The following is a 19,994-nucleotide window of genomic DNA, read 5'->3' on the forward strand; positions in this document are numbered from 1 at the left end:
ACCTCCATTCTTTTAAAAAATTATAGCGTAGGAATTGACCTCATACAAATGTGCAAATTACGCACTTACCATTTCCTTATACAATTCATGCCGCAGACATTTAATCTCTGCGGCACTGCAATCCCTAACATACCCTATCGCCATAGCTGCCCGTTTTTCCGAAAAGGCTTTCATTGCTGCATGGCTGTCATCATGCATATGCACAATAGCCCTCATTCCTCTGTTCCCCCGTTTTTTACTTCCTACTTTATTTTCAATCATTGGATACCTCCTTTTCAGATTCTGGCTTGGCAATCTTTACTCCTATACTGACAGCCAACGCATCATCAACTGACAACATCAAATGCTTGTCAAAAGTACCGATGTATTCTTGCAGGCGTTGTTTATCAAGCGTCCTTATCTGCTCAAGCAATATGATGGAGTCTTTTTCGAGAAATTCACATCCTTTCGCTATGACATGGGTAGGCAGATTCGCTTTGTTGTGTTCCATACCAGTAATCGCCGCCACGATAACCGTAGTGCTGTATCTGTTACCTTTATTGTTGGAAATGATGAGTACAGGTCTGTGTTTGCCGCCTTGTTCCGAGCCAACAATGGGATTTAATCTGGCGAAATAAATATCGCCACGTTTAATATTGTTTTTCATTATGTGATTGACCTCCTATCTTGATTTAGGCGGAAACTTCCTGCCTATGTAGCCGCCAGACGCAAAGGAATAATTAAGGTAGGAAGATTATAAAACAAACTCCGTTTCCATTGACCGCCTTGCATCTGGCTTTATGATAGAAAGCATTTTCTATTTGTCCCCGACACCCCGAAAATGCTGATACGTTACAACGCAAGGGAAGTCACCAAACGGTCAGCAGCGAACTGACGCCACGGGAGTTACACCCCAACTGTCGGTCTGACAGAGCCGCCCTCATTGCCTGCGATGGATTGGTTACCACTCGGACTGTGACTGGACGGGAGTATCATTGTCCTCTTTGTGGGTCTTGGCGAAATCGGGAGCTGTCCGATATTTTCAGTCGGTATTTTTCGCTTACTGCCTTTCGGCGGGTCATGGCGTACCGCTGCACACGCTTATGCTTATTACAGTCACAAAGAGAATGTATTTGGTGAATGGGTATTCGGTTGTCAAAGAGCTGTCCCGTTTCCGACATAAAAGAAAACTGGGCAAGAGGTTTTTGCCCTCTCACCCAGTAGCCGATGGGAAAGTGTGATTTTGGACACTATCCCAAAAGTTTTTTAATTTTTTTCTTAAACCTGTTCAAACGCTTATAAATGACTTCCCTGTTTAAACATAATTTCACTGAAATTTCAGTGATTGAAAAACCTTGCGTTCTCATCAGCAACGCTTGGAGCGTGAGCTTGTCCAACTGATACAGCTCTTGATACAGCACTGCATTTTCAATGCTGTCCAAAAATTCCTCAACCGTTTTCACTTCGGGCTGCGCTGCGTCCTCTGCAACTTCCTCAAGATATGTACCTGCATCCTGCAATTTCTCATAGTACCGTCTGTCGGAATTGAATATCGCCCAATCATGGACACGGAGCTTTTCAATATCATCCTCACTGACACCCAAACTTCTAAGCTGCTTTTCCTCGGCTTCTTTCCATATTCTCCATTTTCGTTCTTCTCTGGCTTTGTTGTACGCCATAATCTATTACCTCCAATCTGAATTTTTTTGATAATCCAGATTGAGAGGTGGAGAACGGCATCCAACGCCAGAAACAACCTTGCGGCGTATTCCTGCAAAAATCGACAAAAGAAAAACCGCAAAGGCTGTTAGACCTTTACGGTTTATGGCAATTTTATTTCTATTATGTAGAAATTTTACTTCTGTTTGTAGGGTGCAAAGCCCCCATGTATTGACAAGGATTTTTTTAACAGGTTATCCGTCCATCCTTGATATGGTATATGTAAATAGAAACCGCTGCTTGCAGGCAATAAAAATCCCTCCAAACTTCAAAAAGCGAAGTCGGAGAGATTTCAAAGCATGGCAAATCAGCTCACCGATACATCGTTTTTTTTATTCGGTGGGCTTGTTTTACCTATAATATATAAAGAAAGAGCCGATGCTCTGTGATTATTCACAAGTTCATCGGCTCTGCGTCTAAAGCGTCTGGCTCTTTGATGACAATTATCTGTAAATCCTTTACCTCAACCAAACTTTCGTGTTTGCATTTGGGGCAGTATAACGGGTAGTTTTTTAAGACTGTATCCTCTCTGATTTTATTACGGGTCTTGTTACCGCAGACGGGACACAACATCCACTCACATTTAATCGTAATCATCTCCTTTACATTCTGAACTAAAATCTCCTTATATAAGATATAAAATCTCTATAAACAAGATATTTCATCTCGTTTAATAAGAAGCCACATTTCCATACAATATAAAAGGAAAAATTTATATGTACGAAGGTGGAAAATATGAATACTATCAAAAATTTCGATTTTATGGCACTAGGTCAAGCAATAAAAAATGCTCGTGAAGCTAAAGGCATTACCAGAGAGCAATTAGCTGAAATTCTTGACCTTGCTCCAAGACACATTCAATCTATTGAAAACGAGGGACAACACCCAAGTTTTCAACTATTTGTACGTCTGATTACTATGTTTGATATATCGGCTGACCAATACATATTTCCAGACAAGAAAACAGACAAATCAACTATTCGCAGACAAATTGATACTGTACTTGACACATTCAATGATAACGAACTTACAATTATTAAAGGTACTATCAATGGTATCTGTGCCGCAAAAGGGCAACCGAAAGAGTAACAACTTTCGTTTACTTTTTATTCATCGAGTGTTTTAAAGAGTATTTGACAATACCGATATTTTTTTTTCAATATCTTTAATTACTGTTTCAAACATAGCATCACTTTCTCCTGTTGGGTCTGGAAGTCCCCAATTATCATCAAAGGTTCTTCCTATATATGGACATCCTACGTCACATCCCATTGAAATCGCAATATCGGGCGTAGGAATGTCCGAAATCAATTTAGAAAATTGTTCCTTTTCCATGTCAATTCCATAAAGTCTTTTCATAATGCGTACAGCATCCTGATTGATTTGTGGCTTTGTTTCTGTTCCTGCGGAATAAAAGTCAAACTTTTCCCCTGCAAAATGTTTTCCAAGAGCTTCGGCTATTTGACTTCGGCAGGAATTATGTACGCATATAAACGCTATTTTTTTCTTATTCATTTTTAAACCAACCTTTCGTATTATTTGCAATTTTTACAAGAAATAACATAACAGGCACTTCCGTTAATACACCAACTGTCGTAGCCAATGCTGCGGGCGAACTTGTTCCAAATAAAGCAACTGCGACTGCAACTGCAAGTTCAAAAAAATTCGATGCTCCTATCATTCCAGCAGGAGCAGCAATACTATATGGTAATTTCAAAAATTTGCAAGCTATATAAGCAATCGCAAATATTAAAAATGTCTGTAAAATAAGGGGCATTGCAATCAAAATAATGTGTAGCGGATTCTGTAAAATAGTTTTTCCTTGAAAAGAAAAAATCATAATTAGTGTCAATAAAAGTCCAATACTTGTAGCATTATCAAACTTATGAGTAAAAATATTATTAAAATAGTCTTTTCCTTTTTTACGAATAACATAATAGCGGGTAAGCATCCCACCAATAAGCGGTATGACAACAAATAACACGACCGAAAGAATAAGAGTATTCCACGGAACAGAAACATTCGACACACCTAATAAAAATTTTACAATCGGTACAAATGCTATAAGGATGATAAGGTCATTTGTCGCTACCTGTACTACGGTATAAGCAGGATTTCCCTTTGTCAATGAACTCCAAACAAAGACCATTGCCGTACAAGGTGCAGCTCCAAGCAAGACAGCCCCTGCAAGATACTCCGTTGCAAGTTCTGGTTCAATAAATGCCTTAAAAATCACAAAGAAGAATATGCTTGCAATGCCATACATAGTAAAAGGCTTAATAAGCCAATTTGTTATCCAAGTAACAAATAAGCCTTTGGGATTTTTACCAACATCTTTTATACTTTGAAAATCCACTTTCATCATCATGGGATAAATCATCAGCCAAATCAATAATGCCATTGGAATAGATACTTTTGCATACTCAAATCTGTTAAGGAAATTGGGGATGATTGGTAAATACTTACCAATCAATACCCCGATTACCATACAAAGAATTACCCATACTGTTAAATACTTCTGAAAAGCACTGATATTATTTTTTCCTTGATTCATAAAACAGTCCCCTTAGAATCCTAATTTGTGCAATAACTTTTCCACATCGCCACTTTTCAAGACCTTTCCCGAAGAAACTACCTTTTCATTCACTACAAGAGCAGGCGTACTCATAATGCCGTATTCCATAATTTTTTGCATATCAGTTATATATTCCACTTCTATGGAAAGTCCCATTGCTTTCATCGCTTCTTTGGTATTTTCCAGTAAAATATGGCAATTTTTACAACCAGTGCCGAGTACCTTAATACAACAAATACCACCTTTCGCAGCATCGCAGCAATCGTTTACAATATCATTTGTTTCGCTTGCAGAGCAATTACAGTCACACGCACAAGCAGGTGTAGGTTCCTCTGTTTTGGCATCTGTATCTTTTTCCTCAACAATCTCCATATTACAGCAGCCGCCAGATTTTTTACCTCCAAATAACCCAGAAAGAAAACTCTTTTTTTCACTCATGTGAATTACCTCCATTTTAAATTTGTTTTATGGCAAAAGCAGAACATTTCTACTTCTTCCATTCTAAAGAATAAAATTAAATACATAACCCGTAATTGTTGCAACAGCAAAAATACAAAGGACAAAAGTAATAACCATTTTCTTTTTGAAGATAGAAGTTAATAAGGATACCTCTGGAATACTTGCTCCTGCTCCTCCTAAAATCAGTGCTATCATAACACCTGGGGCAACTCCCTTAGAAATCAAAATACTTGCAATCGGTATCATTGTTTCTGTGCGAATATACATCGGAATACCAACAATGGCTGCTAATGGAACTGCCCACAAATTTGACGCACCTGCAAAATTCGCTAACAAGTCTGTGGGAATAAATTCATAAATAAATGCACCGATTCCTGCTCCAAGCAACAGAAAAATAACAACACCTTTAAATAAACCGAAAGCATCTTTTAATGACAGTTTAATTGCCTGCCATTGCTTCTGCCAAAAAGTTCCTTTTAAATTTTCCCAACATACATTATCTTGATGCCCACCCTTTACCGTAACATTTTTTATCTCTTTTTCAAAACCTAATTTATCCAAAATCAAACCCATTATTACCGCAAATAAAAAGGTGAATATTGCATATACAATCGTTGCCTTTAATCCAAAAAAAGCTAACATTAAAGTAATAATGGCTGGATTCAGTATGGGTGAAGTCAGCAAAAATGAAATTGCTCCACAAAACGGAGCCCCACTCTTAAATAACCCAACCAATACAGGGATTGTAGAACAAGAGCAAAAAGGAGTTACTGCCCCAAGCATCGCACCCAAAAAGCTATTTAATCCTTTTCTTGGCGTTGTCAGAATACGTTTTATACGCTCCTGTGAAATATAAACTTGTAGCAAAGCAACAATAAAACTGATTCCTATGAACAGTCCAAACAATTCTCCAAACAGCATTAAAAATGTTTTACCTGCGTTAATCAATGTTTCCGCATTGAATGTCATAAATAAAACCTACCTTTCTGAAATTGAATTTTCTAATTTTTAATCAGCAATTCAATTATCGAGAACGGCAATGTAACCTACATCCGCATATACACATAAAATCCACCTCACAACTCGATACACTTTCTTTTAAAATGCAAGCCAGAACATATATAAACCAATCAGAAGAATTACAGCTCCTATTACAATTTTTAGAACAGCCGCTGTTTTTTTATAATTATCACTACTGTTGATTTTTTGAATAAATCCGATGGATGTTCCCGCCACCATAACAAGAGTGCTATGCCCAATGGAATAAAGCAGCATCAGTATAATGCCCCACACAAGATTTCTCTCCCCCGCTACAATAGCCAACAACGCAATCAATACGGGTGTAGAGCATGGAGATGAAAATATACCGCCAAGAATGCCTGCAAGGAACGCACCAATAAATCCCCGCTTTTTATTTTTTGAAAGTAGATTTATTGATGGGATAAAATTAAATATTTCCCAAACCTGCAAAGCCATAAGAACCATTAAAATACCAAGTAATAAATACCAGATAGAAGATGATGTTCCCATTAACCTGCCTGCTGATGTTGCTATCACACCAAGTGCAACAAAAGTAACTGCTGTTCCAATAGAAAATACTGCTGAATACATAAATGCCCTTTTTGTATTTCTTTCACCGACACCTCCAACATACCCAATAATGAGCGGCACATTCGATAATGAACAAGGTGTTATAGAAGTTAATATACCTGCAAGCAAAGCAAGAATAGGGGCAATCCATACATTATTGCCAATCATTTCTGCAAGCTGCGAAAGCCAACCATCAATCATAACTATTCAACCCCCATCTCTGCAAAAATTTCCCGCATTTCTTCTTCTGTAATACCTCCTTGATGAACAGTAAAAATATGTTCATCATTTGATTTATCTGAATACATGGTAAACTGTATTTTTGAAGCAAGCTCGTCACTTGGAACAAATGGTGTTCCATCAGCATTAAAGAAAACCTGTGTAGGTATCACTTGAACAGGGAAATTTTCAACGCCGTCTGTATATTCCCAAACATCCATAAATTGTACCGCTGCTTTGCCTTGCCATTCACTGTTAAGTGTTTCTAAGACAGGAGCCATTTGCTTACATGGAATACATGAATCAGAGCCAAAATCAATTACTGTTGGAATACCATATTGTTTAATTTCCTCTAAACTAACAGAAGTAACTTTTAGCGGGAAACCCTTGTCATTATCTGTCTGCTTGGTGCTATCAATTACTGATGGCTCAGTTGTAGGATTTTGCATATTTTTTGCAATGAATATAGCTATAATAGCAACAGCTATCAAAATAGGAATAAGTATTTTTGCTATCAAAGACTTTTTCTTATCCATTAAATATCCCCCCTTAAATAATGAGATATTGTATCGCATTGAAGAAATATCCAACAACGATAATACCTACGGTACATATTGCAATAAAAATACCAAGCAATTTAGGTTTAACTGCTTTACGAAGCATAATTATTGATGGCAGAGATAATGTTGTAACACCCATCATAAATGATAAGACAACACCAAGTAATGCTCCTTTATTGAGTAATGCTTCGGCAATCGGAATTGTACCAAAAATATCTGCATACATTGGCACACCTGCAATAGTAGCAATAACTACGCCAAAGGGATTATTATCGCCAAGTACCTTTACTATAAAATCTTCTGGTATCCAGTTATGAATAAAAGCACCAATGCCAACACCTATAAGGACATATGGAAATACCTTTTTTGCAGTTCCCATAACTTGCTCCCAAGCATATTTCAAACGCTCTTTAAAGTGTAATTCCTCTTGTGCTGCATCAAGGGTATGACCACTCTTAATATAATCTTCCACTTGATTTTCAAGATGTAATTTTTCAATAATCGTACCGCCTGCAACTGCAATAACCAATCCAAGCACTACATAAATAATTGCAACTTTCCAACCAAAAATGCTCATAAGCAATACCAAAGAGCCAAGGTCAACCATTGGTGATGAAATAAGAAATGAAAAAGTCACTCCTAGCGGTAAGCCCGCACTTGTAAACCCAATAAATAATGGTATTGACGAACAGGAGCAAAATGGTGTTACTGTACCAAGTAATGCCGCAATTATATTTGCACCGATTCCGTGAAAGCGTCCTAAAATTCGTTTACTACGCTCTGGTGGAAAGTAACTTTGTATATATGAAATAATCAAAATAAGAACACCGAGTAAAACCATAATTTTAATTACATCATAAAGAAAAAATTGAATGCTTCCGCCTACTTTCCCAGAGGTATCTAATCCGCAAGCGTTAAGCAAATTATCAATCAGACGGCTTAACCATCCCATGCCAAGAACTTCATTCTGAAAAAAGTTCCACATTGTTTTTATAACTTCCATAGTAATCTTCCTTTCTCGTATAGTTATATTGAAATATATCTATATATAATTCATTTTGTAAGCCGTGTGGAAAAGAAATTTGTTCACTCCTCACAACACGGCTTATCTTCCGCAACAAAATTTATATTAGTCAGCTCTTGCAAACAATTTATCGCATATTTTGTTCCCTCTGGCGAAATGGAATAGTGCATCCATTTACCCTCTTTTCTTCCAACAACAATCCCAGAGTCACATAATATTTTCATATGGTGTGACAGGGTAGGTTGCGTAACGTGAATTTCCTCAAGAATTTTGCAGGCACATTTCTCACCAGAACGCAAAAGTTTAATAATACGGATACGATTTTCATCACAAAATGCTTTGAAAACTAAAGCTATTCTTTTTTCATCTGTATTCACTTCATCACCTCCAATAGATGAATGTCTATATGTTATTATATTCATCGCATAGATATTTGTCAATATGTTTTTAAAAATTTTTTATGTAAGGCAAAATAACCAGAGAAATAAACCTCTGGTCTTTTGCCTTTTTCTAATACGCAGGTACACCATAGCCATAAATCGAGCTGCTCCCCACTGGATAGCTTTGCTGCCTGCAGGCATCGTCAGAATTGCCCTCCACGGTGTAAACCGTGCCATTCTCGCATTTCTCCACGATTCCCACATGGTCGATAGAGCCGTCATTTCCCCAATCAAAGAAAATAAGGTCGCCTGCCTGTGGCTCATAGTTCTTATCCTGCCATTGCCCCCTGCCTTTGAACCAGTCTACGCCGTCCGAGCAGAGGGAGAATTTCGGGATGATGCCGCTCTCCAGATAGCCGCACTGGTCAGCACACCAAGAAGCGAAGCAGGCACACCATTCCACACGCCCGTCAAAGCCGTACCAACTCCAATAAGGCTGTCCGCCCTCATTGCCGAGCTGTGTCAACGCTACCTCTACAATGGCTTGGTTGCCGCCGCTTGTAAATGCCCGTCCGTATGGATAATAGCGTAACACATGGGCGGGGTACTGCGTGTCGCCGTATTTTTCCCAACCTAACCTCTGTGCCTGCATAGCGGAAAATTCCACCGCATTTGCATAGGAATAGCCGCCGTAATTGGTCTTTGCCCATGAGATATACCCATTGCCGAAGTTGTAGCCCTGCAAGGCAAGCTTGATACGCTCCATGTCAATGGGATTTTCCACCTCAGCGGAGATAAAAGCCGCCTTTAGCTCCTGCACGCCGCACTCAATGGAATATTCGGGGTCTTTGATGCCGTTCGGCTCATGCGGGTACTTTTTGTTAAAGCTCCCCTCCGCCGCCTGCATCGGGTCGCTGCCCTTTCCCCCAGATTCCTGCATCATCACCGCTTTTATCAGTTCCACATATTCGGGGATGCCGTACTGCTTCGCATACTTCTGTATCAGCTGCGTGTAGGCTTCCACCTCCGCACTGACAGGGGTATAGGAAGTGCTTTCGCTGCCGCCCCCGAACAGGGAAACGGCACACCCAAGCAGGACAACGATAAGGATTATCACAATGGCAACCCAACCGCCTGCGATAAGGGCAGAAATTAACGCCTTAGTCCCTGCGATAATCGCCTTGACCGCTGCAATGGTGGCTTTGACCGTCGCTTTTGTTGCTTCGGCTGTTGCCTTTGCCGTAGCTTTCGCCGTCTGTGCTGTTTTCTGGGCGGCTTTGGCAGATGCTTTCGCCGTTTTCTGTGCCGCCTTTGCGGTCTGCTCCGTGGTCTTAATCGCTGTCTTGGATGTCGCCCCTGCGGTTTTCACGCCTTTTTCCGTTGCCTTGACCGTCCCTTTGGCTGTGGTCTTGATTGCTTTTTCTGCATTTCTGGCTGTGGTCTTGATGGTCTTTTTCCCCTGCTGCCTTGTCTTTATCAACTGGCTTGCCCCTGTCTGGGTCTGGGGCATTTCGCCCTGCCTGGGAACATCGGGGACAGGAGAATGGCTCGCTGCCCCGTTTCGGATCAGCGAGCCGTTCTGTTCTGCAACCGCCTTTGCTTTTTTCTGCTCTGCGGCTTTTACCGCACGCTTGGTTTTAAATTCAGCAATTTTATCCTTTGCCCTGCCGATATTTTCTTTTGTGGTCGTAACGCTCCTTTGCCCCTGTTTATTGAATTGGTGGATTCCCTCGTCCTTGATACACCCCGAAGCATGGGAAACCTTGTCAGAAGCATATTCTGTGGGGGAATTTTCTTCTGCGTAATATCCCTGCTCCGCCTTATCCTTTGTCTTTGCATAGGCAGACTTCATGCGTTCCCCTGCAATGGCAGCTTTGTCAAAGGTCTTTATCGTGCCTTTGACCGCATCTCTGGTCTTTATATCAGCCATAAACATCGACCTCCTTTCCCAGAGGATTTGCGGTCATATCAGTTTACCTTTTTTGCCACGACTACGAGCCTGCCGTTCTGTGCGGAATATTCGCAGGTGGAGAGGGTTATGAATTTATCGCCGTATTCAGCGGTCACGCCCGTATCATACAAAGCAAGCTCCTTACACTTCCCAACAAAAGCAGCAAATTCTTTTTCATTCTCCACATTTACAAAATCATAATAACGGTAGCCCTGTGAGCTGTACGCTACGGTCTTAAATACGGCGATGATTTCATACTCTGCCTGCTCTGTGAGGGTGTCAAACTGGATAGTCCTGTGCTTCTCATAAAAGCTCTTGGATTTGTAATCTTCCAATGCCCCGAACATCCTGCCGCCCTTGATGTGGTGTCCGTAAATAATCAGATTGTCGCTTGTGAGGATGTCGCAGTCCTCTTGGATATATGGCACTCCCAAATCGCTGTATTGCTTTTCAAAGTTGTGCTTCAGATAGAAATTCGGGCTATTCCTGCTCTGCATGACAGGGTAATTGATGCTTGTTCCGTCAATGGAAATCCAACCGACCATATCCTCATTCTGCAAATACAGCTCTTTGTACTTCGCAAGAATATCCTCGCCCTCGCTGACAGGCATATCTTTATCTTTTGGCGGTTCTTCCTCTGGTTCGGCGTTCTCCACAACCTCTGCAATCTCCGCAAATGCTTCGGTCTGCTCGTCTATCTGCTGATAATGGCTGTAAATCTTGAAGCCGCAAAAAACCGCTGCTCCCAAGAGGGCGACAGCGGCGGCAGTACAGATAATGGTTTTATAGTTTTTCAAATTCATAGGCATATCCTTTCCTTACTGATATTTGTTTACCGTGTATGCTCCGTCTGCTTTTTAGGGGCAGGTAAATCCCTGCAATATTCGGGATACCTTACCTTGATGCCCTCCATGAAATACGGGGCAAACTCGCAGCAGAACAATTCCTCTGGCGTGAAAAGCCTCTCACGCCCCTCCTCTGCGTAACCGTTCCAGAGGTTAAAGGCAAGGTGGCAGACCTTGACCGTGCCGCTTGTCTGCCACCCTGCGTGCATCCCCTCTGGCTCAATGCAGTCTGTCTTAAAATCAAACATGGAATTGATATTTTTCCTTGTTTCCTCCGCAATCCCCATCACATAAAAAAATGCCCTGTGGTAACAATCGTTGACCTTGCATTTCATCATGTTATCCAGAAAGAAATCACGGTGGGCTGCATTGCGGAATCTTATCTCTGACATAGAAATCCTCCTTTCTCCTGTGCCGATACAATAAAGTCCTGTTCCGTTTCTTTTTTCAGTCTTGGCAAAATGATATTCCCCACATAGGATTCATTGATTTCAGAAGCAATGAAGTCACGCCCGTTTTTGATACACTGGACTATCTCACTCCCTGAACCCGCAAAGGGAATTACCACTAAATCGCCAGTCCTGCTGCTTGCAAGCAGCATCCGTTCCGCCAGTTTTTCTGGCTTCTGCGTGGGATGCCCTGTTGCTTCCTTGTAGTTAGGCATAATCCTCGGAAACTCCCATACGTTCCCGCAGGATTTCCCCTTTGGATTTTTCCTTTTGTCTTTTTCGCCGCCCTCATCATACGGGATGCGGACGGCATCAATATTGATTTCGTGCATAGGGTTGCTGTAAAACCACAAAAATTCCGCTTCGTTCCGATAAGTCGCTTTCGCAGGTCGCCCCGTCCTATAATTCCAGACAATCAGATTCCTCTTTATCCAGTCAAACCTGTCTAAAACTTGGGTGGAGAGCTTATCTATCATCTGGCAGCTCCCCCAACAGTAAAACGCACCGGTCGGCTTTAAAATCCTGTAACATTCCCCTGCCCATGCCAGACACCATTCCAGATATTCCGAAACCGTCTGGAACACAAAATCAAAATCCCCTTTCATGCGGTAGTACGGCGGGTCGGCAATCACCAAATCCACGCTCCTGTCTGGCAGCTCCCGCAGCACATCCGTACAATCAGCATGGTAAACACGATTTTTCTCCAAAAAACCCTCCTTTAGACCTCCCCAAACTTGGTCGTCATCAACCTATACAGCTCCGTATTCCGTGGGAACTTGTTGACGAACGGCACAAGGGAGCTGCCCACTTTCAAAAGTCCCTGCCCCGCACCGACATTCGTGATATAGCTCATCTGCAAATCGGAGATGTTAAGGAGCTTCGCAAGCTCGATACGGTCTGTGGATGCCTGATTCAGCATGATAATAAATTCGGAATTGGCAAGCATCGTCCTCGCCGTATGGCTCTGCAACAGGTCGTCCACGTTCTGCGTGATTCCAGTACAGTACGCCCCGTACTTACGCACACGCTTCCAGAGAGTAAAGAGGAAGTTGGCGGAATACTCATGCTGAAACAGCAGATAGATTTCATCAATGAAAATAAAGGTGTTTCTGCCTTTCGCCCTGTTCATCGTGATGCGGTTCAAAATACTGTCAAGCACCACGAGCATACCGATAGGCTGTAACTGCTTGCCTAAATCAAGGATGTCATAGCAGATAAGGCGGCTGTGGGTGTCCACGTTGGTATGCTTGGCAAAGGTATTGAGGGAACCGTCCGTGAAAAGCTCAATCGCAAGGGCGATTTCCTGTGCTTCTGGCTCATCTTGCTTTAACAGTTCCTCACGGAAGTCCTGCAAAGTCGGCGGCGTCCCCATATAGTTCCCCTGCTGATAATAGCGGTACACGCTTGCCGTGCAGCGGTCAATGATGGATTTCTGCTTTGCCCCCAGACTTGCACCGCCGATAAGCTGCTCACACAAAGACAAAATGAACTCTGATTTCAAGATAACGGGGTTTGCACCGTCGCCGTAATCAGAGTTCATATCCATAGCGTTAATGTGGTTTTCGCTTGTAGCAGAAATGTGAATGACCTCGCCCTGCATGGCTTTCACAAGCGGGGAGTACTCACGTTCGGGGTCTATAACAATTACATCGGCGTTAGGGTCGGTCAGAATGATGTTCGTCATTTCCTCTTTCGCTGTGAACGATTTGCCTGCACCAGACACACCGAGAATAAAAGAATTACCGTTCAGCAGGTGGCGGCGGTTGGCAATAATCATATTTTTACTGATAACATTCTGACCGTAATATACACCGTCCTTATGGTAGATTTCCTGCACACGGAAGGGAATAAACACCGCAAGGCTCTCCGTGGTAAGGGTACGCAGGGCATCAATCTTCCTCACGCCGAACGGCAGGGCGGTATTCAGACCGTCCATCTGCTGATACTTCAGCACGGCAAACTGGCAGAGATGCTTTCTCGCTGTCGTGAGCAGAGCCTCCGTGTCGTTGTCAAGCTGCTCTTTGGTGTCTGCGGTATGCACCATCGTAAGCACCGCAAACATCATCCTCTGGTCACGGGTCGTCAAATCATCAAGGAACTCCTTGCTTTCCTTTCTCTGCTGCTCCAAATCATAGGGGATAACAGCAGAAAAGTTATTGTTCTGGTTCTGTTTCCTCTGCCAGTTTGTGATGTTGGTTTCCACACCTAAAAGACGGTTCTCTACCTCCCTCACGGCTTCATCCGTGGGAACAGGGACAACATCAACAGAGAGCATCATGTTACGGTTTAATTCGCAAAGCTCCGCCACCATGCTGTCCTTGATATAGGCGGCGTACTCTCTAAGGAAAATCACACGCCCGTAGCGGTTGCCGATGCGGAAATAATCTTTTTCAAATTCAAAAGAGTCGGGGCAGATATAGTCTTTGAAATCGTGACCTTTCCGCATGGTCTGTGCCATGTCAAAGGAAAACGCCGTTTCCTCGCCTGTGCGGTAGAAGTCGTGGAAGATACGCAGCTTATCATTGACATCCAGTTCCGTACACTTTGAGCCAAGACGATTGAAATGCCCGATAAGGTCAGCACCCACACGGGCAAAATAATTCCTCGCTTCTTCGATGTTCTTCTTGCAGACGGAGATTGTCACATATTTGTCCTGCACGATGGAGTTCGCCCCTGTCGCCTTATCCAGAAGCATCTTGTTATACTCTTTACGGTATTTATCCAGACCGTCCTCCGCCATCGGGATAAGGATGGTCTGCTCAAAATCCGCCTTGTTGAGCCTGCGGTTATTGATGGTGATTTTCGTGGTCGCCCCGCTGTCGAGGGCATTTAAAAGCTCCGAATATTCAAGGAACATAGCTTCCTTGTCCTCACGGCTCGCCACGGCATAGTTAATATCTTCAAACTTGAATGTCTTTGCGTATTTGTTCCTGCCTACAAGGAAAATACCGTCCTCCCACATGGTCTTTAACGGGATGACCGCCTGCACCGATTTCGGCACGGCAAATTTCTCCTTATCCTGCTTGAACAGATTCCTGAGCGTCTTAATCATAGTCTGCCTCCTTACGCTTTCTTGCTTTTTCATTCTTCTTTCTTGCTTCTTCAGATTGCTTTCTTCGCTTTCTTGCTTCCTTACGCCTTTTCGCCCTGCGTTTCCGTTTCTTCCGCTTTTTCTGCACGGCGGGCGTTCCCTTTTCATGGGCTTCAATGCTGTTCTTCATCGCTTCGTAATATAAATTCTCTGGCACAAACAGGAGCTTCTTCGGCATAATGAACTCCGATTTTATCCACGCCCACACAAACTGCTCTGCGGTCATGCCGTTGTACCTTACAAATCCCATCACCGCAAAGGGCGAAGCTCCCAGAACACACATCCAGCTCACGGTTTCCGTCCCGAACCTGCCACGGAGCAGGAAAAACAAGCCCACCGCCACGCCGCAGGCAAGGACAGAAAAAAGGAACTGCCGCATAGACAGCCCGAAAAACATACTCTCCGTATAGTTGCGGATTTCCTTATTTATCTTTACTTCCAATCATAAACACCTCCTATCGTTCCATTTCCTGTTTATGGCGGGGCGGGGTCTGCTTCTGCCTTTCCCTCTGCGGAATTAAAAACATCTCCCCGTCGATTTCCCTCGTTTGGGTAGGGCATCCTAAAACTTTCAAGGCTCTCTGCAAATCTGACACGCAATCTTTTTCTGGCTTGCAGACACCGATTGCCAGATACATCTGCAAATCCCCGTACCACTTTTCATTTTCAAAATTATCCGCCCGAAAGAATATATCCTCTTTGATTTCTTCAAGCGGCGTTTCAAATATCCTGCGGTATTCCGTTTCAAAATCGTACAAAGCAGCACCTCCTATCGCTCCATTTCAGATTTTCTCTTAGGCGGCTTTTTCTGTGACGGATAGGGAATAACTTCTTCCTCCCCCACAATGATGCTGAACTCCGCCCGAAGCATGGGGTGTGTTTCCAGTTTCTGGTACTGGCGGATAAGGTCAACCGCACTTTCTTTTGTGGCTGTGCTTGCCTGCTGCACCCCGTCCTTAAAGATATAAACACGTTTCATCCGTTCCCTCCCTTACAAGCCCATCATTTCACGCACGACACGGTCTGCCATCTTGACTGCACCGACAAGGACGAGCATATTAAATACCAGTTCCCCGATATAGCCCCATACCATCGTGACCGCAGCCGCATCGGGGTTGACAACGGGCGGGGAAGCCGCAAACACCGAAAAGATGATGCAGGCAAGCACGATGATTGCCCCCTCAAGGCACACGGCACAATAGCTCTTGATAAAGCTCCTGCCCACATTCTGGCTCGGCTCTCCTGCAAAAGACGACAGCGGCACGGGAGCGATGGCGGTATAAAGATACAGCTTGAAAAACCTGCCGTACACCGACATTATCATAATGAATGACAGCACCGTGATAAACAGCCCGCCTATCAGCGTAACCGCCCATAGTGGTATGCTCTCAAAAAAGCCGCAGTCCTCAACCGCAGTCACTATCTCCTGTGGCAATACCGTCTTTTGAGCCGTGCCGAAGCCTGCGGCTTTCATAATCGTTGAGATTACTCCCTGCACTATCTGGAACAGAGCCATCATCAGCTCCAAGCCGTAAGTCACCGCACCTTTGGCAAGGGCGAAGCGGATAAACAGCTTCAATGCGTGTTCGGGCTTTTTTACACTTGCGAAGTCGCCGCAGGTACGCATCACGCCCACGACAAAGAACAGCACGAGCAGGGCAAACCCGATAGCCTGCAATGCACCGTGGATGTCAACGATGACTTTCCATATCGCACCGCCTTTGAAATTCTCTGGGGACTGGGTGATGAGCTGCCATATCTCGGCTAACTTCTCATTCCAAGTGTTAAGAGCGTTCTCCAAGTTCTGGACTACCCAGTTATCTGACATTCGACCACCTCCGTTCTTAAAATTGGATAGCGGGGCAAGTTCCGCAGGGCGGATCTGCCCCGTTATCCCTGTCTTGTGTCAGTCTGCTATTTCATCCTGTTTTGGATTAGCCTGTGATAAGGGTCAGAATCTCTTTTGCAAAGGTAATCACCACGCCGCCTGCAAGGGTCAGAAATCCGTTTGCCCTCTGGGACGGGTCGTGGGATTTCAGCGACAAGCCCACCTGCACGATGCCGAAGCCGAGCATAATCATCCCGACCGCCTTAATCAGACCGAAGATAAAGTTTGACAGGTTGTTTACCACGGCAATCGGGTCATTGGCGGCAAAGGCTGTTGTCGTTCCAAAAATCATGCAGCATACCAAAGCGGCATACATGACAAACGCCTTTCTGGTCTTTCTTCCCATCGGCAGTTTTACGGTTTCTTTCTTCTCGTTCTTCTTAAAAAGTTTCATAGGGTAAATCCTCCTTATAAATTGAATATTTCTTCCAAGTCCTCATCGGACAGAAGTTCATAGGATGTGCTGACCGCTTCCATGCTCTTTGCATCCATCAGCAAAGCATCGTCAAACACAAGGGTTGCGACTGCCTGTGTCGGCTCGCCGTGGATATACGGCGGCTTCCCTCCGTCAGCAGTCAGTTTCACATTCGGGTGTTTCAAGATGTCATACTTTAAATCCATAACGGGGCGTTCCCCACGCACAAAAAGAAGTGCGTAGCGGTTGTCAAGCATACGCACTTCGTCTGGGGTTAAAAGCTCACGCCCCGAAATCTGGTAGTTGGTGGAATAGTTGCCGCTCCGTCCAGAGCTTTTCCCGTAAGTGTTGGTGTCGATGGTCGCCTTGCCTAAAAGCTCCGACACAAACTTATGGGTACTCTGCTCATTGCCGCCCAGATAGAGGAACTCATCGGCGTTCCCGACGATGCTTTCCCATTGTTTCTCAAACAGGGCTTTTAGCTGTGCCAGATTTTGCAGGATAATCGAAACGGACACGCCCCTTGACCTCATAACCGACAGTATCTTGTCAAAGTCATCGGGCAAACTGACGTTCGCAAACTCATCCATAATAAACTGGCAATGGACAGGCAGGCTCCCGCCGTACTTATGGTCGGCAAGATAAAATAATTGTTGGAATAGCTGCGTGTATAAAAGTGACACCAAAAAATTAAAACTGGTGTCGTTGTCTGGTATCAGAGCGAACAATGCGACTTTCTTCTCGCCCAAAGACGGCAAATCCAGTTCGTCCGTGGCGGTTAAAGATGCAAGGCTTTCCAGATTGAACTTCTCAAGCTTTGCGGCAAGGGTTATCTGGATGCTCTTTAAGGTCTTGGCACTCCCACTGTGGTAATCACGGTAATATTTCAAAGCGATATGCTCTGGGTTTACCATTTCCAGACGGTCAAACAACTCGTCAAGCGGGCTTACATAGCTGTCGTCATCCTCACGGACTTCCCCTGCACGAAGCAGCTCCATCACCATCGGGAAATTCTGTTCCTCTGGCGGGGCTTCGTATTTCAGATAGAACACAAGGGATAAGAGCAGCATACTTGCCGCCGTGTCCCAGAACGGGTCTTGCGCCTGGCTTCCTTTCGGCGTGGTCGCCTTAAAAAGATTCGTCACAAGCCGCTGCACATCATTATCATTCCTTAAATATACAAATGGATTGTAGCAATGGCTTCGGTGCATATTGATAAGGTCAAGGACACGCACCTCATAGCCTTTCTTCTCAAGCAGCCCTCCCGTGTCACGGACAATCTCGCCTTTCGGGTCTAAGATTACCATTGATGTGTTGCACTGCATCACATTCGGTTTACAAAAAAATCTGGTCTTTCCTGCACCAGAGCCGCCCACCACAAGGATATTTAAGTTTCTCCTGTGCTTCTTCCCGTCAAGCCCGATGCGGACGCTCTGGGTCAGCAGCTTGTTTTCTGATGCGTCCTTATCTCGGTACTTTTTATTGAGCGTACCTGCGTTGCCCCATTTTGCAGAGCCGTGTTCCTCCCCCTTGCGGTAGTTCCTGCGTGTGGAGAAATAAACGCCGATTCCCATGCCGTAGGCAATCAGAAAAATAAGGACGGTTTTCATGCTGTCCTTACACACCGTTATGGAAAACGGATTCTCGATTGCCACGGATAAGTTACCGATTATCTCCACGATGCCGCCGCTGACATAAGGGGCTGTCAGCAGGGCAAGCCACACGACAGGGATAATGCCGCATAGTGAGAGGATTAAGCCTGCCTTATAGTCGTCACCGTTCTTCATGGCACCTGCACGGGGCAACCTTTACTTTCTTGGTCGGGGCTTTGGACACTTTGATAATCAACTCGTCAACAGGGTCGGTGGGGCGTTCCTCCCTGACCTGCTCAGTACGCAGCGTGTTTAATGCGTTGAGCATGATGTTCTTATCATATTTATCCAAAGCCAAATGGTAGCGTTCTTCTTTCATAGGCTGCACCTCCGATTAGCGTTCCTGCTCTTTGGATTTGGGCGGCTTGTTCTTTTCAAGGCTCTTATACATATCCGACTGGATTTCTCCGAGGACGTCACGCATCGAGCCAAGCTCCCCCTTGAACGCCTGCGTTTCCATGCCCTCAAATTCTTTCGGGAGCTTGCCAAAGCTAAATCCCTTTGTGTCCACGCCGTAACGGGAGCTTACCATATAGGCGACGCAGAACGATTTGAAATCGGAATCATCACGGCTTTCCTTATGCTTGAAGTCAAAGACCGCCGCCGACACTTCCTTTGCCATGCTGACAAAAAGCTGTTCCTCGGAAAGTCCCGTCTTGATGAAGATGGTCTGCTGTGAGCTGTCATAGAACGCAGGCAGCTCAAGGTCATCGACTGGCACAAAGGAAACGGGGCTTGCGTCAATCATTGCCGACACAAGCTCCCGCATGGTTTTCTGCTCCTGCGGCTGCTGCCTGTCCTTTGCCGAGGTCTGGGAAACGTCATAGACTACTTTTGCGTTATATCCGACAGCTTTTGAACCATCGTCACGCTGATACTCTTTCCCCGGCTCAAGGATGGTCACTTTCTGTGCGTCCTTATCCACATAGACACGGCTCTGTTTCCAGCTCCCGTAATCTTTTAACTGTGTCGCTTCGGGCATCTGTGCCGATACTAAAATGGCGTTGTTGACAGAGTAGCGGTCAAAATGCCCCTGCACGTCAAGGTACTGCTGAAATGCACCGCCGTCCGCCATCATCTCTTGGCAGGTCGTGTCAATCAAGTCATAGGCTTCTTTCCGCTGCTCCTGCTTTTGGGCAGCCCATTCCTCTTTGTTAAATGCTCTGCTGCCGCCGCTGAATACATCATAGATACTCAT

Annotated in this window: 26 protein-coding genes; 1 reads left to right on the forward strand and 25 read right to left on the reverse strand. The window is 44.3% G+C overall.

All coding sequences use genetic code 11. The features are described 5' to 3' along the window. Positions 1–57: 57 nt before the first annotated feature. From FGS84_RS11120 to FGS84_RS11145, 4 genes are all read right to left on the reverse strand, one after another. Entirely contained in the window at positions 58–261 is a 204-nt protein-coding gene (locus FGS84_RS11120; RefSeq protein ID WP_138308330.1) for a hypothetical protein, read from the reverse strand. Then, a complete protein-coding gene (locus FGS84_RS11125; RefSeq protein WP_138308332.1) occupies positions 254–646 on the reverse strand; it encodes a type II toxin-antitoxin system PemK/MazF family toxin in 393 nt (130 codons plus the stop codon). Before FGS84_RS11125 ends, FGS84_RS11120 begins: the two co-directional genes overlap by 8 nt. A gap of 583 nt (positions 647–1,229) precedes the next feature. Further along, entirely contained in the window at positions 1,230–1,658 is a 429-nt protein-coding gene (locus FGS84_RS11135; RefSeq protein ID WP_138308334.1) for a sigma-70 family RNA polymerase sigma factor, read from the reverse strand. Positions 1,659–2,091: 433 nt separating this feature from the next. Next, the gene (locus tag FGS84_RS11145; protein WP_138308336.1) at positions 2,092–2,295 is read right to left on the reverse strand and encodes a cysteine-rich KTR domain-containing protein; all 204 of its coding nucleotides are present in this window, start codon (positions 2,293–2,295) and stop codon (positions 2,092–2,094) included. Positions 2,296–2,433: 138 nt separating this feature from the next. On the opposite strand from FGS84_RS11145, the gene FGS84_RS11150 reads away from it, so the two are divergent. Then, positions 2,434–2,787 carry a helix-turn-helix transcriptional regulator gene (locus FGS84_RS11150; protein WP_138308339.1) on the forward strand — a complete coding sequence of 118 codons (354 nt, stop codon included), beginning with the start codon at positions 2,434–2,436 and terminating at the stop codon, positions 2,785–2,787. A gap of 33 nt (positions 2,788–2,820) precedes the next feature. Here FGS84_RS11150 and FGS84_RS11155 read toward each other — a convergent pair whose 3' ends face one another. From FGS84_RS11155 to FGS84_RS11255, 21 genes are all read right to left on the reverse strand, one after another. Next, positions 2,821–3,213 (reverse strand): arsenate reductase ArsC, encoded by a 393-nt coding sequence (locus tag FGS84_RS11155; RefSeq protein ID WP_138308341.1) that lies wholly within the window; start codon positions 3,211–3,213, stop codon positions 2,821–2,823. Further along, positions 3,206–4,252 (reverse strand): ACR3 family arsenite efflux transporter, encoded by a 1,047-nt coding sequence (gene arsB, locus FGS84_RS11160; RefSeq protein ID WP_138308344.1) that lies wholly within the window; start codon positions 4,250–4,252, stop codon positions 3,206–3,208. The genes FGS84_RS11155 and arsB overlap by 8 nt, the downstream gene beginning before the upstream one ends. 12 nt (positions 4,253–4,264) lie before the next feature. Next, positions 4,265–4,711, reverse strand: coding sequence for a thioredoxin family protein (locus FGS84_RS11165; RefSeq protein WP_347563826.1), 447 nt, complete (start codon positions 4,709–4,711; stop codon positions 4,265–4,267). 63 nt (positions 4,712–4,774) lie between these two features. Further along, positions 4,775–5,701 (reverse strand): permease, encoded by a 927-nt coding sequence (locus FGS84_RS11170; protein WP_138308345.1) that lies wholly within the window; start codon positions 5,699–5,701, stop codon positions 4,775–4,777. Between the two features lie 129 nt (positions 5,702–5,830). Next, entirely contained in the window at positions 5,831–6,523 is a 693-nt protein-coding gene (locus FGS84_RS11175) for a cytochrome c biogenesis CcdA family protein (RefSeq protein WP_138308347.1), read from the reverse strand. Between the two features lie 2 nt (positions 6,524–6,525). Next, positions 6,526–7,077, reverse strand: coding sequence for a thioredoxin family protein (locus FGS84_RS11180; protein ID WP_138308349.1), 552 nt, complete (start codon positions 7,075–7,077; stop codon positions 6,526–6,528). Between the two features lie 13 nt (positions 7,078–7,090). Continuing rightward, positions 7,091–8,104, reverse strand: coding sequence for a permease (locus FGS84_RS11185; RefSeq protein WP_138308351.1), 1,014 nt, complete (start codon positions 8,102–8,104; stop codon positions 7,091–7,093). An 83-nt stretch (positions 8,105–8,187) separates the two neighbouring features. Next, on the reverse strand, positions 8,188–8,502 hold the full coding sequence (locus FGS84_RS11190) for a metalloregulator ArsR/SmtB family transcription factor (RefSeq protein WP_243129949.1): 315 nt from the start codon (positions 8,500–8,502) through the stop codon (positions 8,188–8,190). Between the two features lie 133 nt (positions 8,503–8,635). Further along, the gene (locus FGS84_RS11195) at positions 8,636–10,435 is read right to left on the reverse strand and encodes a lysozyme family protein (protein WP_138308355.1); all 1,800 of its coding nucleotides are present in this window, start codon (positions 10,433–10,435) and stop codon (positions 8,636–8,638) included. 38 nt (positions 10,436–10,473) lie between these two features. Further along, positions 10,474–11,253, reverse strand: a complete 780-nt coding sequence (gene srtB, locus FGS84_RS11200) for a class B sortase (RefSeq protein ID WP_138308543.1) — start codon at positions 11,251–11,253, stop codon at positions 10,474–10,476. 35 nt (positions 11,254–11,288) lie between these two features. After that, positions 11,289–11,693: a DUF6075 family protein gene (locus tag FGS84_RS11205; RefSeq protein WP_138308357.1), complete on the reverse strand. Its 405-nt coding sequence runs from the start codon at positions 11,691–11,693 to the stop codon at positions 11,289–11,291. Further along, positions 11,681–12,457 carry a site-specific DNA-methyltransferase gene (locus FGS84_RS11210; RefSeq protein ID WP_138308359.1) on the reverse strand — a complete coding sequence of 259 codons (777 nt, stop codon included), beginning with the start codon at positions 12,455–12,457 and terminating at the stop codon, positions 11,681–11,683. Before FGS84_RS11210 ends, FGS84_RS11205 begins: the two co-directional genes overlap by 13 nt. 11 nt (positions 12,458–12,468) lie before the next feature. Beyond that, entirely contained in the window at positions 12,469–14,802 is a 2,334-nt protein-coding gene (locus FGS84_RS11215; protein WP_138308361.1) for a VirB4-like conjugal transfer ATPase, CD1110 family, read from the reverse strand. After that, the gene (locus FGS84_RS11220; RefSeq protein ID WP_138308363.1) at positions 14,795–15,283 is read right to left on the reverse strand and encodes a PrgI family protein; all 489 of its coding nucleotides are present in this window, start codon (positions 15,281–15,283) and stop codon (positions 14,795–14,797) included. The genes FGS84_RS11215 and FGS84_RS11220 overlap by 8 nt, the downstream gene beginning before the upstream one ends. A 13-nt stretch (positions 15,284–15,296) precedes the next feature. Beyond that, positions 15,297–15,599 carry a hypothetical protein gene (locus FGS84_RS11225; RefSeq protein ID WP_138308365.1) on the reverse strand — a complete coding sequence of 101 codons (303 nt, stop codon included), beginning with the start codon at positions 15,597–15,599 and terminating at the stop codon, positions 15,297–15,299. A gap of 11 nt (positions 15,600–15,610) precedes the next feature. After that, positions 15,611–15,820: a hypothetical protein gene (locus tag FGS84_RS11230; RefSeq protein ID WP_138308367.1), complete on the reverse strand. Its 210-nt coding sequence runs from the start codon at positions 15,818–15,820 to the stop codon at positions 15,611–15,613. 12 nt (positions 15,821–15,832) lie between these two features. Next, complete coding sequence (locus FGS84_RS11235) at positions 15,833–16,669, reverse strand: hypothetical protein (protein ID WP_138308369.1); 837 nt, start codon at positions 16,667–16,669, stop codon at positions 15,833–15,835. Positions 16,670–16,775: 106 nt separating this feature from the next. Then, on the reverse strand, positions 16,776–17,123 hold the full coding sequence (locus FGS84_RS11240) for a glutamyl-tRNA amidotransferase (RefSeq protein WP_138308371.1): 348 nt from the start codon (positions 17,121–17,123) through the stop codon (positions 16,776–16,778). A 14-nt stretch (positions 17,124–17,137) separates the two neighbouring features. Next, positions 17,138–18,931 carry a VirD4-like conjugal transfer protein, CD1115 family gene (locus FGS84_RS11245; protein WP_138308373.1) on the reverse strand — a complete coding sequence of 598 codons (1,794 nt, stop codon included), beginning with the start codon at positions 18,929–18,931 and terminating at the stop codon, positions 17,138–17,140. Continuing rightward, a complete protein-coding gene (locus tag FGS84_RS11250; RefSeq protein WP_138308375.1) occupies positions 18,918–19,115 on the reverse strand; it encodes a hypothetical protein in 198 nt (65 codons plus the stop codon). The genes FGS84_RS11245 and FGS84_RS11250 overlap by 14 nt, the downstream gene beginning before the upstream one ends. Positions 19,116–19,130: 15 nt before the next feature. Continuing rightward, positions 19,131–19,994, reverse strand: coding sequence for a hypothetical protein (locus tag FGS84_RS11255; protein WP_138308377.1), 864 nt, complete (start codon positions 19,992–19,994; stop codon positions 19,131–19,133).

The organism is Clostridium sp. 1001271st1 H5, from assembly GCF_005845215.1.
Taxonomy (GTDB): Bacteria; Bacillota; Clostridia; order Lachnospirales; family Lachnospiraceae; genus Enterocloster.